Source organism: Oceanobacillus aidingensis (genome assembly GCF_042654105.1).
Classification (GTDB): domain Bacteria; phylum Bacillota; class Bacilli; order Bacillales; family Amphibacillaceae; genus Oceanobacillus; species Oceanobacillus oncorhynchi.
Genome location: NZ_JBHSFT010000042.1, coordinates 25,626 through 38,946 on the forward strand (window position 1 = coordinate 25,626; position 13,321 = coordinate 38,946).

Below are 13,321 nucleotides of genomic sequence, written 5' to 3' on the forward strand. Positions count from 1 at the left end.
CCGGAAATGATGTTTTATTTTATTCGGAAGGTTTTTTTTCCTCTAAATCCTCGATTGTTTCAGCAAATTGCTTTCTTTCTTGCGCGGTAGGCAGGCGGCAGCTTTGTTTTTTCTCAAACCATTTATGCCTGTTGCGTGCCACAAAATCATAGAGAGTATCCCGGATAAAATATGGAAGAAATTTACCAGCTGTCAGCATTCTCCAGGGAAACGATATATATTTTGCCACTTGTAAAGCAGCGTCTGATTTGATAAAAATTTTCTCCCCATCGATCAGCAGTACACTGTCGATGTCATCCGGCACCCGATATTTCCTTCTTATAAATTCTCCTGCCTCACTTTGCAGAGAAATAAAAAGAAATTGATTTTCTTTATCTTTATTTAAAATAAACTGCACGAAGCTGTCGCAAATATGACATTCTCCATCAAATACGATAAGTTTCACTTGCATCACCTCACACAATCCTTCTTTACAAATACCCTACAACTTCACTGTAACATAGAAAAATTGTTTTTATAAAGCATTAACGATAAGTCCTTTCTGTATAAACTCCATAGAGACTGTGATATGATAGCATTTGTATATTTTTTGTGTACTGAAGGAGTAGAAAATTTTGGAAGGGTTTCAGCAGCAATTTATTATTTCTGTATTTATTATTTTACTTGGTTATTTCTTTAAAAGGACAAAAATTTTAAAGGAATCGGATGGACAGACGATAGCCAGAACCGTTTTTAATATTACTTTGCCTGCGTTAGTGCTTGTTACTTTTAATCAAATGGAGATAACGCTGCCGCTTGTTTCTCTTATTGTCATTGCGATTTTATTTGGACTTGTCGCTGCTGCGGCCGGTTTTTTTGTCTTTCGCTCTGCAGATACTGATTTAAAAGGAATGGCAATCATGATGATGCCAGGTGTCAATGTCGGCTTATTTGCCTTTCCTCTTGTAGAAGCTATCTGGGGCAGAGAAGGTATCCAATATTTTGGTATGTTTGATGTAGGTAATGCTGTGATTGTATTCGGATTATGTTTCTTTATTGCCAGTTATTTTGCAAATGGATCATCGAAATTTTATTTGCGGGAAACAGTCAGTCCATTACTGCGGTCTATTCCATTTTTAACCTATATGTTTGTCGTTGCTTTAAACATATTTGATTTTCATTTGCCAACGTTCTTATTAGATACCGCAGAAATTATATCAGGGGCGAATATGCCCTTGTCCTTATTGTTACTGGGTCTTTATTTAAACTTTTCCTTTGAGAAATCATGGTTTCCTCTGATAGGGAAGTATTTAGCTGTGAAGTATGGAACTGGACTGGTTCTCGGTCTCAGCCTCTTTTGGCTGTTTTCAGATTATCCGATGCTTGCAAATACGGTTTTAATCGGTTTTATTCTGCCAACATCCACAACAGCTGTGGTGTATGCAATAAGATACAGATATAACGCAAAAATAGCCGGAACTATAGTGAATATAACGATCATTTTAAGCTTTCTGCTGATTTGGGTGCTTGCAAGCTTTGTGGCATATCATTAGTTTCTTATAATGCTTTTACATCCAATGTCTGAACAAAATCAACAAACGCCCGGACAATATTCATTTGTAAGGTATCTTCCTGATAGTACATCCAGGTTTGTCTCTTTAAAGGCTCACCGGACGCCCCTGTAATTGGTTTAATAAACAGCTCGGGGTGGGGGCGGACGACCAGATTAGCGACAATCGCATAGCCGAGTCCATGAACAACCATCTCTTTGCAAGTCTCTACTTGATTGACATGGATGGTAATATTCGGCTGTTCGATGTAATTTTGATGCCACCAGTCATCTAATAGCATACGCATATGCTCATCTGTGTAATAGTCTACCCTTGGGAGCTTGGGGAGGGTATCCCATGCAAAATCCCAAGGAGAGGCAACACAGATTTCCTCCTCATATAACAGCGCTTTCTTTTCCTTCCAAGCATAATTTCCTTTAATAAAGCTGATATGTACATCATGATTTAATAAAAGGCGGTGCATATCACTGCTCCATCCAGTAACAACCTGGCATTCTACCTCCGGATATTTTTCTTTAAACAGCTGCAGCAGCTTCGGCATTTTATTTGCTGCAAAGAAATTAGAAACACCGACCCGTAACGTTCCCTTCACTTCCTCCTGCATGTTGCTGAGTTTTTCCTCCATTTTACGCTGTTCCAGCAGCATTCTTTTTGCGTGCTGTGCCAGTTCTTCCCCTTCTGGAGTAAACATGATGCCTCGCCGCTTCCTTAGAATAAGCGGGACGCCATAATGATTTTCCAGCTTTTGAATTCTTGCAGTTAAGGTTGGCTGAGATAAAAATAATTGATGTGCTGCCAGTGTGATATTTTCTGTTTCGTAAAGGGCGGCAAGCATTTTCCAGTCTTGTAAATTCAAGGCTTCTCCTCCTATTATTAAGATATAGAAAAAATCTATCGTTATTAATTTGAATTATATATTTTTCTAATATTCTATTCAAGGTTATACTGGATATAGGAAAACGTTTTATTGGGGATTTTTATTCAACACATGCTTCTCTATGCTTTGCTACCTGCATAAGTGAACCAATGGCTTGGCAACTATAAGCTTTGTTTATCTCAAAAGAATAAATGATGACGCTTTCAAATTGAAGGAGGAGAAATAATGCGTACAAGTGAAGGTTTTGTTCCTGGTTTAGATGGTGTGATTGCGGCGCGAACAGAAATTTCTTTTTTAGATGTTGATCGGGAAAAAATAGTTATTCGCGGAGAGGATTTAATTGCATTAGCGAAAGATAAAACGTATTTTGATGTCGTCCATTTATTACTGGAAGGATATATTCCAAGCCAGGAGGAAAAGAGCAGTCTGGAAGATAATATTAAAGGGTATTATAGCCTGCCTGAAGATACCTTGCCTGTATTTAATCTGCTGCCAAAGGGCATGCATCCAATGGATGGGATGCGTACGGTTATCTCATTATTAGCCGGATACGATACGGACCTTGAAAACCGTTCGAACAAGGAAAATAAACAGCGGGCCTATGAATTGTTAGGTCAATTGCCTTTTATTACGGTAAACAGCTATTTTGCTACAGAGGGCAAAGCGATTGCCAGCCCGGATGAAAGTCTCGGCTATAGCGCCAATTTCCTCTATATGATTACAGGGAAAAAACCGTCCAATCTGGAGGTGGAAATTTTTGATCAGCTCTTATTACTCTACAGTGAGCATGAGATGCCTAATTCAACCTTTGCCTCCCGTGTGATTGCTTCTACAAACGCTGATATGTACGGCGCGCTGACTGGAGCTATATCTTCCCTAAATGGACATTTACATGGCGGAGCAAATGAAGCAGTCATGTATATGCTGCAGGAAGTCGATTCTGTAGACGGGTTTGAAGCGCTCATTCGCCATAAGCTTCAAAATAAGGAAAAAATCATGGGGTTTGGGCATCGGGTGTATATGAAGAAAATGGATCCCCGGGCAACAATTACAAAAGAAGCGCTGCGGAAACTATGTGAAAGAGATAATGATGATACGCTTTTAAAGATGTGTGAAGCTGGGGAAGAAATCATGAGGGAAGAGAAGGGGCTATATCCTAACTTAGATTATTATGCAGCTCCGGTTTATTGGAAGCTGGGTATTCCAATACCGCTTTATACACCAATTTTCTTCAGTGCCAGAACAGCAGGGCTTGCGGCACATATTATTGAACAGCATGATAATAATCGGATTTTCAGACCGAGAGTAGAATACACAGGAAAAAGTTATTAGAGGGAGGACATTCAAATGGAATCAGTAAAAACAAATCAGACCGATCAACTTTTAGAAGAAATTGCGGACTATGTATTAAATAAGGAAATTACAAGTGAAGAGGCTTATAAAACAGCGCATCATGTACTGATTGATACGATTGGCTGCGGTATTCTTGCTTTAAATTACCCGGAATGTACGAAGCTGTTAGGACCTATTGTTCCAGGCACTGTAGTTCCAAATGGCGTGAGAGTACCAGGAACACCGCATGTTCTTGATCCTGTGCAGGGAGCATTTAATATCGGGACAATGATACGCTGGCTGGACTATAATGATACTTGGCTTGCAGCGGAGTGGGGGCACCCTTCCGATAACTTGGGAGGCATTTTAGCTGTGGCTGATTATGTGAGTCAGCTGCGGCGGCAAAAAGGAGAAGCTCCCTTAACTGTAGAAGAGGTTTTAGAGATGTCGATTAAAGCACATGAAATACAAGGTATCCTTGCTTTAGAAAACAGCTTGAACCGTGTTGGCCTGGACCATGTCTTATACGTTAAAATTGCAACAACCGCAGTAGTGACTAAAATGCTGGGCGGCGGAAAAGAAGAAATTGTCAATGCATTATCCAATGCCTGGATTGATAATTCCAGCTTGCGGACGTATCGTCATTTTCCGAATACAGGTTCCAGGAAATCGTGGGCAGCAGGAGATGCGACAAGCCGTGCAGTTCGCCTGGCATTAATGGCCATTAAAGGAGAAATGGGCTATCAGACTGCTTTGAGTGCAGAAGGATGGGGTTTTCAAGACGTGCTCTTCAAAGGGAAGGATATCGTATTAAGCAGACCGTTTGAAAGCTATGTCATGGAAAATGTATTGTTCAAGGTATCTTTTCCGGCAGAATTTCATGCGCAGACAGCAGCAGAAGCAGCTGTTCAATTACATCCTGAAGTAGTTGACCGCATGGATGAAATTAAAGAAATTACGATAGCTACACATGAATCAGCTATCCGTATCATCGATAAAAAAGGACCGCTGCATAACCCGGCGGACAGAGACCATTGTCTGCAGTATATTACTGCGGTTGGGTTATTAAAAGGAAATATTGTAGCGGAGGATTATGAGGATGATGCGGCAAAAGACCCGCGTATTGATGAACTTCGTGATAAAATGACGGTAACCGAAAATAAACGTTATACGGAAGAATATTTAGATTCGGAGAAGCGTTCTATTGCAAATGCGGTACAGGTTCATTTTACAGATGGCACTTCCACAGATATGGTGGATTGTGAATATCCTTTAGGTCACCGGTTCCGTCGAGAGGAAGCATTTCCGCAAATAATCAAAAAATACGAAGCGAATGTAGCAACTCAATTTACAGAAAAACAAACCGCGCACATCAAGAAACAAAGTGTTAATTATGATACGATAAAACAGATGCCGATTACAGATTTTATCGAATTATTTTTAGATTAGAAGGGTGAGGAAAAAATGGCTTGGATCGTAGATAGCCCAATACCACAGCATGAATTAGCTGAGAAATTTCGAAAGATGGCAGAAGAGAAGGGGATATTGCAAATACCTGGAGCACATGATGCGATGGCTGGCTTAGTAGCCAAACAGGCTGGATTTCAGTCACTGTATTTATCAGGAGCTGCCTATACAGCAAGCAAGGGATTGCCGGATTTAGGAATCGTTACTTCTACAGAAGTAGCTGAGAGAGCAAAGGAAATCGTAAGCGCAACAAATTTACCGCTGCTGGTAGATATTGATACCGGTTTTGGCGGCGTCTTGAATGTTGTCCGGACAGCAAGAGAAATGGTGGAGGCAAATGTGGCTGCCGTTCAGCTGGAGGATCAGCAGCTTCCCAAAAAATGCGGACATCTAAATGGGAAGAATGTGGTTGCCAAGGAAGAAATGATGCAAAAGATAGCTGCCATTAAAAAGGTAGCACCAGCGCTTTTCGTGGTAGCAAGAACGGATGCCAGAGCGGTAGAAGGGTTAGAAAGCGCTATTGACCGTGCCAAAGGTTATGTTGATGCCGGAGCAGATGCTATTTTTCCAGAAGCATTGCAGAATAATGAAGAATTTCAGGCTGTTGCTAAAGCGATAGATGTACCATTATTAGCAAATATGACAGAGTTTGGGAAAACACCTTATTTAACTGCAAAGGAGTTCGAGGACTTAGGGTATGGCATGGTCATTTATCCGGTAACCTCTTTACGTGTTGCTGCCAAAGCGTATGAGCGTATTTTCGGACTTATCCGGGATGAAGGTACGCAAAAAAATGGCTTAGAGGATATGCAAACGAGAAAAGAGCTGTATGAAACAATTCAATACGATGAATTTGAAGAACTGGACCAAGGCATTGCAAAAACGGTGATTGAGGATTATTTCAAATAGTAAAAGAGGCATTTGCACAATCAGATAACTGATGTGCAAATGCCTCTTTTTTATTGTTTACCGCATTTTATCGCAGTGTCACTGGCTGGGACTGGGACTGCGATTACTCGTCCCGCCGAAGCACTTTTGTAAGACTCCCACTTCAAGAAATGAAGGAAAATGCTTATTTCTAAGTGAGAGATCCAACAGCCAGTAACGGTCCGATTCGTTCAACTAACAGCTCTTTACGATGAGGGGAGTAATCGCAACCCCAATCAGTGGGGGATGAAAAGAACCCCCCGCTGATTGAAGTTTCATTTTATCCCAAAGCAACATCCAGCACCATCATAAGTGCAAAGCCAATCATCAGGCTGATTGTCGCTAAATCTCGATTGCCATTTTCTTGAGAGCTGGGGATAACCTCTTCGGCAACAACGAAGATCATCGCACCGGCAGCAAAGCTGAGGGCGTATGGAAGTAACGGCTCAATATGAGCAACTGCCAACGCACCGATAACCGCTGCAATCGGCTCGACGAAACCGGAAAACTGCCCATACATAAAACTTTTCATCCGTGACATCCCCTGCCCGCGTAATGGCATGGCAACAGCAACACCTTCGGGAAAGTTTTGAATTCCTATTCCGATGGCTAATGTAATTGCTCCAGCCAAGGCAGCTTCTGTACTATGATTAGCCAATGCACCAAAGGCAATTCCAACCGCCAGTCCTTCTGGAATATTATGAATCGTGATAGCGAGCACAAGCAAGGTGCTGCGTTTTCTTTTATCAGCTGCAAGCCCCTCAGCCTGTTTTTTTTCTGCGTTAGGGTGAAGGTGGGGGAGGATTTTATCAATAATCCATAAAAATCCGCCTCCCAATAAGAAACCGACTAACGCAGGGAACCAGGGGCCAACAGCATTATCTGTCGATGCTTCAATAGATGGTCCGAGCAATGACCAGTAGCTGGCTGCTATCATAACTCCTCCGGCAAAGCCTAACATACTATCTAACAGTTTTTGATGTACTGTTTTCGTTGCAAAAACAATCGCCGCCCCGAGTGCAGTCATTCCCCATGTGAAAATGGTTGCTGTCAATGCCTGCATGACAGGGCTAAGATTTTGGAAAAACTCTAACATTATATATCCCTTCTTTTTTTCAATCAATTATAATTTAATATATGCCAACTTAATCACTTTATCATTAAAATAAGAAAAGATGAAATAATTTTCACTTTTTAAGAGGAAAATAATCAACTGAAAAAATGTGTCTCCCCTTTGTTATTGGTTTTACTTAATTATTCCACACCTTAAATGCATTTCATAAGTATAATAAGATTTAGAAAATGAAAGAAAGATAAGGTTGGTGAGATAAAGATGTATGTCATTAGTCTGTTAGGAATGAGCAAAGTAATCCAAGCACCCATATATAAAATTTGGGAATGGCTGGATGCTTTTAAAGGATATATACCAACAAAAACAATGGATCAAATAACGTATTTTGAAATTGAGGCAATAGATGTGTTGATATTTATAAAAGAGAAATTAGAAGAAGAATATGATTTAATGGAGATTAGAGAACTGCTAGGTAAAAAAAGCTTTGCATAATGTCGTTCAAAAAAGAAGGGAAAGCATTTGATTCCAAGAAAAAAATAGAGGAAAGAAAATCAGAGGCTTCCTCATCATTTTCTTTCCCCTATACCATTAAGCGTTATTGAAAATCCAATATCGTTTCGAAAAACATCACGGAAATCATCGCATAGATATCAACAATAGGCTCACCTGTTAAAAGGGGAGTATTGAACATATCGGCAGTGAAATCTGTATTTTCCCCAAAAATATCATCTTCCTCCCATAGATCATCATCTTCCCATCCATCGGCTTCGGATGCGGAGCTATCTTCCGTTGCATAGTATTCTGCTGCGTATTCAACGTCCAAAAGAGAAGTATAATTATTGATGCTGTCCTCATAGGCATTGAAAAGCTCTTCTAATTCTTCAATTGAGTTCAAATCATGCTCTGAAGCAAGAGCTTCTAGATGCTCGTCGGTAATTTCTTCTTCCTCGAAGGAGCTAAAAGAATCCTCTGATTCGCCCAAGTCTTCATTCAAAAGGAATTCTATTAAAATATCAGTGGTTTCCATAAATACAAATACAGCGCTATCTGTAATTTCCTCATCCTCTAAAAGTAATCCTTCTTCACGAAGCATCTCCTCTAATTCTTCGTAAGTCAAATCATACTTTTCGATAAGTTCATCCATTCCTTCTTCGGTAACGGGTGTACCAAGCTCAGAAACATCGTCAAAATCAGCTAACCCCAAATAAAAATCTGCCAGATAGTCTTCATAATCCTCCACTTCCCATCCAATGGATTCAATAAATTCTTCCACTTCAGGATCATCTGCCTCCAATGCAAAAGCGTGGGAAGGTAAAAGGCCAATCATAAGTATCAGTGCAAAACAAATAGATAATAATTTCTTTCTCATCTTCATACCTCCTATGTATATCGTATGACTTTTGAAACGTCATCTTTAAGTATAAAGTGTTTTCAGATGAAATTCCATGAATATAGGATTGTCTTCAGGAAAATAAATCAAAAGTCACGGGTCAAGGGAGAAATCGCTTGTTCAATAAATTGACACAAACTTATTGACAAATTATTGAACGAAAGGCATAATATAATTAAAGGAGATGAGATAGATGAAAATCAATAAAAAATTATTAAAAGGCTTGTCTCTAGTTTGTGGGACATTAATTACAATTGGTGCGATTATGTTTATATACGGTTATATTGTAAGCGCTACACCTATTGTGACAGCAATAGGCATAGGCTTGGCAGAAGGGGCGGCATTTATTTTTATTATGGGATTGTTCCTTGTTGCTGTAGAAGAGAATTTTCATGGGAAGAAGCATAAACAACAACAATCATAGGTAATGAAAAGAGAAAAAAGCTCAAGCAGTTCATAAACTGCTTGAGCTTTTTAGATGCTTTAAATCATATATCCCCATATCATTGCAAGCAATGAACCAAGGATGGTTAAGATAGCAACTGCTACACCATAAATTGTGTGAAGATAAATACCGCCTTTATCTTCACTTTCTCCGGCGTGCATAAATACAACGAGCTGTACTCCTGCTTGAATAAATGCTGTAACAATCAGAATGGTTAATCCCATTGCAAAAGACATGTCAAAGAAATAGACACTTAATGCAACAACAGTCAGGAGTAGTGAAAAGATATATCCGTTAACCTGTTTTAGTGGAAAAAGTTCTTTCATGTTACATCATTCCCTTCAAGTAAATAAAGCTGAAAATAAAGATCCACATAACGTCTAGGAAGTGCCAGTAAAGAGAGAAAATAAATGATTTATTCGCTGTCCGCGCATTTAAACCGCCGCGCAGAACTTGAACAATAATCATAATTCCCCAGAACAGCCCGAAGGTTACGTGAGCTCCATGTGTTCCGAGCGTTGTTAATAGGGTAGCAGTAAAACCGCTTGTCTGCAATGTTGCTCCAATATGGTAAAAATGAATAAATTCATATATTTCTACGCTAAGGAATCCTGCACCTAACAGGAGCGTAACTACCATAAAGCCAATCATTGCCTTCACACGACCAATACGCATCGCATGAACTGCTAATCCAATTGTAAAACTACTTGTCAGTAAAAGGAATGTCTCAATCAAAACCGGCGGTAATTCAAAAATCTCTGCGCCAGCCGGACCGCTGCCAACGCCACGGTCTACATAAACAAAATATGATGTAAACAGCGTGGCAAACAGCATAATTTCCGCACTTAGGAAAATCCAGAATCCCAAAATATTCATTTTATTGGTTTCGGTGCTATATTCAAGAGGCAGATTTTGAGAATCAAGTTTCATTATTTAGCACCTCCGAATTTGTTTTCTGTTTCTTCAATTTCTTCTTTATGAATATGATGTCCGTCGTCTTTTTCAAATGAACGGTAAATCAGACAGCCGATAATTCCAAGGAAGGCGATAATGACTCCAACCCATACATGGAAGACAAAGAAAAAGCCAAATACAAAGAAGAAACCTGCAAGAATAATCGACCAGCCGCTGTTATTCGGCATATGAATGTCTTTAATTTCCCCTTTAAATAAGTCATGTCCATTCTTTTTATAATCCCAGAACGCTTCTTCAGAATCCACATTTGGTGTGATAGCGAAGTTGTATTCTGGAACCGGATTATGCGTAGCCCATTCAAGAGAACGTGCATTCCAAGGATCGTCACCGACATTTCTTGGTGCATAACGGAAGCTGTAATAAACGTTATAAACAATTATTACAAACCCGACTGCTAACAGCAGCGCTCCAAAGAAGGATACCATGCTTAAAGGTCCGAAGCCGGATGCTTCTGAATAAGTGTACATTCTGCGTGCCTGTCCGTTTAACCCGGTAATATACATCGGGAAGAAGGATAAACAGAAGCCAATAACAATATTCCAGAATGCCCATTTGCCAATACGCTCATTCAGCATGAAACCGAACATTTTTGGCCAGTAATAAATGAGGCCTGCAATCATCGCAAATACCACACCAGGGATGATTACGTTATGGAAGTGAGCTACTAAGAACATCGTGTTGTGATATTGATAGTCTGCACTTGCCATTGCAAGCATGACACCAGTTACTCCGCCAATTGTAAACAGCGGAATAAATGCCACGGAATACATCATTGGGGTCGTAAATCGTATTTTACCTCGCCACATCGTCAGAAGCCAGTTGAATATCTTAATTCCCGTCGGTACGGCGATTGCCATGGTTGTAATCGAGAAGATACTGTTGGCAACAGCTCCTTGTCCCATCGTAAAGAAGTGATGGACCCATACCATAAAGGATAGCAAGGAAATAATAACCATGGACGCAACCATTGATTTATAGCCATATAAATTACGCTGTGAGAACGTAGCGATAATTTGAGAGTAAATCCCGAATGCAGGAAGTACCAGAATATATACCTCAGGATGTCCCCAGACCCAGAACAGGTTCGCCCACATCATATCCATACCGCCGTCTCCAGTTGTAAAGAAGTTGGTAAAGAATTGACGGTCTAACGTTCCCATTAATAAAGCAATGGTCAGTACAGGGAATGCAAACACAATAATAAGGTTTGTGATTAATGCAGACCAGGTAAACATCGGCATTTTCATCAATTTCATGCCAGGCGCACGCATTTTCATGATCGTAGCAATAAAGTTAATCCCTGTCATCAATGTTCCGATACCGGAAATTTGCAGTGCCCAGTTATAGTAGTTTACCCCAACATGTTCACTGAATTCTGTTCCTGCCAGCGGATAATAGTTTGTCCATCCGGCATCCGGTGAACCTCCGACAACAAAGGAAACGTTAAACAGCATTGCTCCGGCAAAATATAACCAGAAGCTGAGCGCGTTCAAGCGCGGAAAGGCAACGTCTCTTGCCCCAATTTGCAGTGGGACAACGAAGTTCATCATACCGATAATAAATGCCATTGCCATGAAGAAAATCATAACAACACCGTGTGTCGTGAAAACCTCGTTATAGTGCTGTGCGTCTAAGAAGCTGTTATCTGGAACAGCTGTCTGCAGACGCATCATCACAGCATCTGCTCCACCTCTGAAAAGCATAAGTAATGCTGAAATGATATACATAATACCAATTCGTTTGTGATCAACCGTTGTTAACCAATTATTCCAAAGATATCCCCATTTTTTGAAATAGGTAACACCAAAAACAATCGCAATACTTACAAGTCCAATCGCAACGATGGATGCATAAAGCATTGGATCATCATGGGGCGGAATAGAAAATCTATCTAAAAAATCCATTATGTCGAAACTCCTTTCTAGAGCTCAGAAATTTTCAGGCGCCTCAAATTTGAGTGCTGTTGTAAAGCTGATTAATGATGATGGTGTCCGCCATCTTCATCTGAATCAGATGGTCCATGATTATGCGGACTGTTCTCTCCCTCAGGTGCAGGTTTAAATTCCTGATGTGTACCAGTGAAAGTCATTTGTCCTAAATGTCCAGGCTCTAATAATTCTTCAAATTCTTCTTCGGTCAGCGGATCCGCAGTATTATGAATATCTTCTACCCAGGAATCGAATTCACTTGGAGGCATTGCTGTAACAGCAAATTCATTTTCTGCAAAACCTTCTCCGTTAAAGTTAGAGTTTCTTCCCATATATTCCCCAGGCTCATCTGCAACAACGTTCAGATAGTTTGTCATATCTGCCATCGCATATTTCTGTCCTGCCAATTGAGGAATCCAGAAACTTGAAATCGTTCCATGAGAATATAAACGGAATTCAACGTTTTGATTTGTTGGGATGAAAACATAATTCACTGTTTCAATGTCCTGTTCCGGATAACTGAAATGCCATTTCCAGTTAGAAGAGGATGCATAGATAACGAGCGGCTCGTCTTCAGCATAGCCTTCTGGAGGGCTCTCCACTTGATGTGTCGAAATGGTAGAAACCACGGATAAAAAGGCAACAATTAAAATTGGAACAGCGACAATAATTCCTTCTACATATTTATTACCCTCAATATGAGGCGGCTCGTAGTCAGGATCTTGTTTTGACGCTCTATATTTAAATAAAATAACTGCCAGCATTACTAAGACAACAATTACAATGAATGACATTGTAAAAATCGATATCCAAATCACAGTTGCAGTTGTATCTGCTTGAGGACCTTTTGGATCAAGTACAAGTAATGGTTCACAGCCTGCCAGAAAAGCAGCAATGCCTGTTAATAAGGCTAAGTAGGTCCACTTTAACTTCATGTTGATACCCCTTCCTTTGATGTTTAATAAGATGGATTACTATGATTAAAAGGTTGTTCACAAAATGAACACACAATTAACTTAGTATTGGTTTATAGCAGAGATAATATTAATACTGATGTAAGGAAATTACAAGAGATTGAAAAACACTTCACAAAATGTTCATGAAAACTTCTACATCTTTTTGAATTTTGTCGGTAAATGTCGAAAAAGGCTTGACAATATTAATAAATGGTAGTAATAGGGCTTTTAACATTAAATTGAAACTTCCTTTAGTGAGGGGTTTTCGACGCACAAAGGTTCCTCGATGGGGGAGTAACCGCAACCCCAGTTCCGGAGTTATACTGCGATAAACTGATTTATGCCGGTATATATCTGAAAATAAATTTAAGAAGGGCTTCTGAATAAGATTATGAGTTATTT

General features: G+C 39.9%; 14 protein-coding genes. 6 read left to right on the top strand and 8 right to left on the bottom strand.

The genetic code is table 11. The features are described 5' to 3' along the window. Nucleotides 1-19: 19 nt before the first annotated feature. Nucleotides 20-451, bottom strand: a complete 432-nt coding sequence (locus ACFO3P_RS15450; protein WP_042536366.1) for a thiol-disulfide oxidoreductase DCC family protein — start codon at nt 449-451, stop codon at nt 20-22. A gap of 163 nt (nt 452-614) precedes the next feature. Here ACFO3P_RS15450 and ACFO3P_RS15455 point away from each other — a divergent pair, with 163 nt between their 5' ends. Then, nucleotides 615-1,532, top strand: coding sequence for an AEC family transporter (locus tag ACFO3P_RS15455; protein WP_212929534.1), 918 nt, complete (start codon nt 615-617; stop codon nt 1,530-1,532). Between the two features lie 4 nt (nt 1,533-1,536). Here the strand turns inward: ACFO3P_RS15455 and ACFO3P_RS15460 are convergent, their stop codons facing one another. Beyond that, a complete protein-coding gene (locus tag ACFO3P_RS15460) occupies nt 1,537-2,406 on the bottom strand; it encodes a LysR family transcriptional regulator (RefSeq protein ID WP_212929535.1) in 870 nt (289 codons plus the stop codon). A 246-nt stretch (nt 2,407-2,652) separates the two neighbouring features. Between ACFO3P_RS15460 and mmgD the strand changes: the two genes are divergently transcribed. The 3 genes from mmgD to prpB are packed head-to-tail and all read left to right on the top strand — an operon-like array spanning nt 2,653 to nt 6,135. Then, nucleotides 2,653-3,759: a citrate synthase gene (gene mmgD / locus ACFO3P_RS15465; RefSeq protein WP_379542511.1), complete on the top strand. Its 1,107-nt coding sequence runs from the start codon at nt 2,653-2,655 to the stop codon at nt 3,757-3,759. 15 nt (nt 3,760-3,774) lie between these two features. Continuing rightward, on the top strand, nt 3,775-5,208 hold the full coding sequence (locus ACFO3P_RS15470) for a bifunctional 2-methylcitrate dehydratase/aconitate hydratase (RefSeq protein ID WP_042535556.1): 1,434 nt from the start codon (nt 3,775-3,777) through the stop codon (nt 5,206-5,208). Nucleotides 5,209-5,223: 15 nt separating this feature from the next. Then, the gene (gene prpB, locus ACFO3P_RS15475) at nt 5,224-6,135 is read left to right on the top strand and encodes a methylisocitrate lyase (protein WP_042535554.1); all 912 of its coding nucleotides are present in this window, start codon (nt 5,224-5,226) and stop codon (nt 6,133-6,135) included. 298 nt (nt 6,136-6,433) lie between these two features. Here prpB and ACFO3P_RS15480 read toward each other — a convergent pair whose 3' ends face one another. Next, nucleotides 6,434-7,249 carry a ZIP family metal transporter gene (locus ACFO3P_RS15480; protein WP_042535551.1) on the bottom strand — a complete coding sequence of 272 codons (816 nt, stop codon included), beginning with the start codon at nt 7,247-7,249 and terminating at the stop codon, nt 6,434-6,436. A gap of 237 nt (nt 7,250-7,486) precedes the next feature. On the opposite strand from ACFO3P_RS15480, the gene ACFO3P_RS15485 reads away from it, so the two are divergent. Continuing rightward, nucleotides 7,487-7,717 (top strand): hypothetical protein, encoded by a 231-nt coding sequence (locus tag ACFO3P_RS15485; RefSeq protein WP_042535550.1) that lies wholly within the window; start codon nt 7,487-7,489, stop codon nt 7,715-7,717. A gap of 103 nt (nt 7,718-7,820) precedes the next feature. Here the strand turns inward: ACFO3P_RS15485 and ACFO3P_RS15490 are convergent, their stop codons facing one another. After that, entirely contained in the window at nt 7,821-8,594 is a 774-nt protein-coding gene (locus tag ACFO3P_RS15490) for a processed acidic surface protein (protein WP_212929536.1), read from the bottom strand. Between the two features lie 214 nt (nt 8,595-8,808). On the opposite strand from ACFO3P_RS15490, the gene ACFO3P_RS15495 reads away from it, so the two are divergent. Next, nucleotides 8,809-9,039, top strand: a complete 231-nt coding sequence (locus ACFO3P_RS15495) for a hypothetical protein (protein ID WP_042535548.1) — start codon at nt 8,809-8,811, stop codon at nt 9,037-9,039. Between the two features lie 59 nt (nt 9,040-9,098). Here the strand turns inward: ACFO3P_RS15495 and qoxD are convergent, their stop codons facing one another. From qoxD to qoxA, 4 genes are all read right to left on the bottom strand, one after another. After that, entirely contained in the window at nt 9,099-9,386 is a 288-nt protein-coding gene (qoxD, locus tag ACFO3P_RS15500; protein WP_042535546.1) for a cytochrome aa3 quinol oxidase subunit IV, read from the bottom strand. A gap of 1 nt (nt 9,387) precedes the next feature. After that, nucleotides 9,388-9,990 carry a cytochrome aa3 quinol oxidase subunit III gene (gene qoxC, locus ACFO3P_RS15505; RefSeq protein ID WP_042535544.1) on the bottom strand — a complete coding sequence of 201 codons (603 nt, stop codon included), beginning with the start codon at nt 9,988-9,990 and terminating at the stop codon, nt 9,388-9,390. Beyond that, on the bottom strand, nt 9,990-11,939 hold the full coding sequence (gene qoxB / locus ACFO3P_RS15510) for a cytochrome aa3 quinol oxidase subunit I (protein WP_042535541.1): 1,950 nt from the start codon (nt 11,937-11,939) through the stop codon (nt 9,990-9,992). Before qoxB ends, qoxC begins: the two co-directional genes overlap by 1 nt. Nucleotides 11,940-12,010: 71 nt before the next feature. Next, the gene (qoxA, locus tag ACFO3P_RS15515; protein ID WP_042535539.1) at nt 12,011-12,898 is read right to left on the bottom strand and encodes a cytochrome aa3 quinol oxidase subunit II; all 888 of its coding nucleotides are present in this window, start codon (nt 12,896-12,898) and stop codon (nt 12,011-12,013) included. Between the last annotated feature and the right edge of the window lie 423 nt (nt 12,899-13,321).

Bases quoted from the DNA above. Each gene is read 5' to 3' on its own strand.
- qoxA (WP_042535539.1), bottom strand. From the start codon at position 12,898: ATGAAGTTAAAGTGGACCTACTTAGCCTTATTAACAGGCATTGCTGCT.
- mmgD (WP_379542511.1), top strand. From the start codon at position 2,653: ATGCGTACAAGTGAAGGTTTTGTTCCTGGTTTAGATGGTGTGATTGCG.
- qoxB (WP_042535541.1), bottom strand. From the start codon at position 11,939: ATGGATTTTTTAGATAGATTTTCTATTCCGCCCCATGATGATCCAATG.
- ACFO3P_RS15485 (WP_042535550.1), top strand. From the start codon at position 7,487: ATGTATGTCATTAGTCTGTTAGGAATGAGCAAAGTAATCCAAGCACCC.
- ACFO3P_RS15495 (WP_042535548.1), top strand. From the start codon at position 8,809: ATGAAAATCAATAAAAAATTATTAAAAGGCTTGTCTCTAGTTTGTGGG.
- prpB (WP_042535554.1), top strand. From the start codon at position 5,224: ATGGCTTGGATCGTAGATAGCCCAATACCACAGCATGAATTAGCTGAG.
- ACFO3P_RS15450 (WP_042536366.1), bottom strand. From the start codon at position 451: ATGCAAGTGAAACTTATCGTATTTGATGGAGAATGTCATATTTGCGAC.
- qoxC (WP_042535544.1), bottom strand. From the start codon at position 9,990: ATGAAACTTGATTCTCAAAATCTGCCTCTTGAATATAGCACCGAAACC.
- ACFO3P_RS15490 (WP_212929536.1), bottom strand. From the start codon at position 8,594: ATGAGAAAGAAATTATTATCTATTTGTTTTGCACTGATACTTATGATT.
- ACFO3P_RS15470 (WP_042535556.1), top strand. From the start codon at position 3,775: ATGGAATCAGTAAAAACAAATCAGACCGATCAACTTTTAGAAGAAATT.
- qoxD (WP_042535546.1), bottom strand. From the start codon at position 9,386: ATGAAAGAACTTTTTCCACTAAAACAGGTTAACGGATATATCTTTTCA.
- ACFO3P_RS15480 (WP_042535551.1), bottom strand. From the start codon at position 7,249: ATGTTAGAGTTTTTCCAAAATCTTAGCCCTGTCATGCAGGCATTGACA.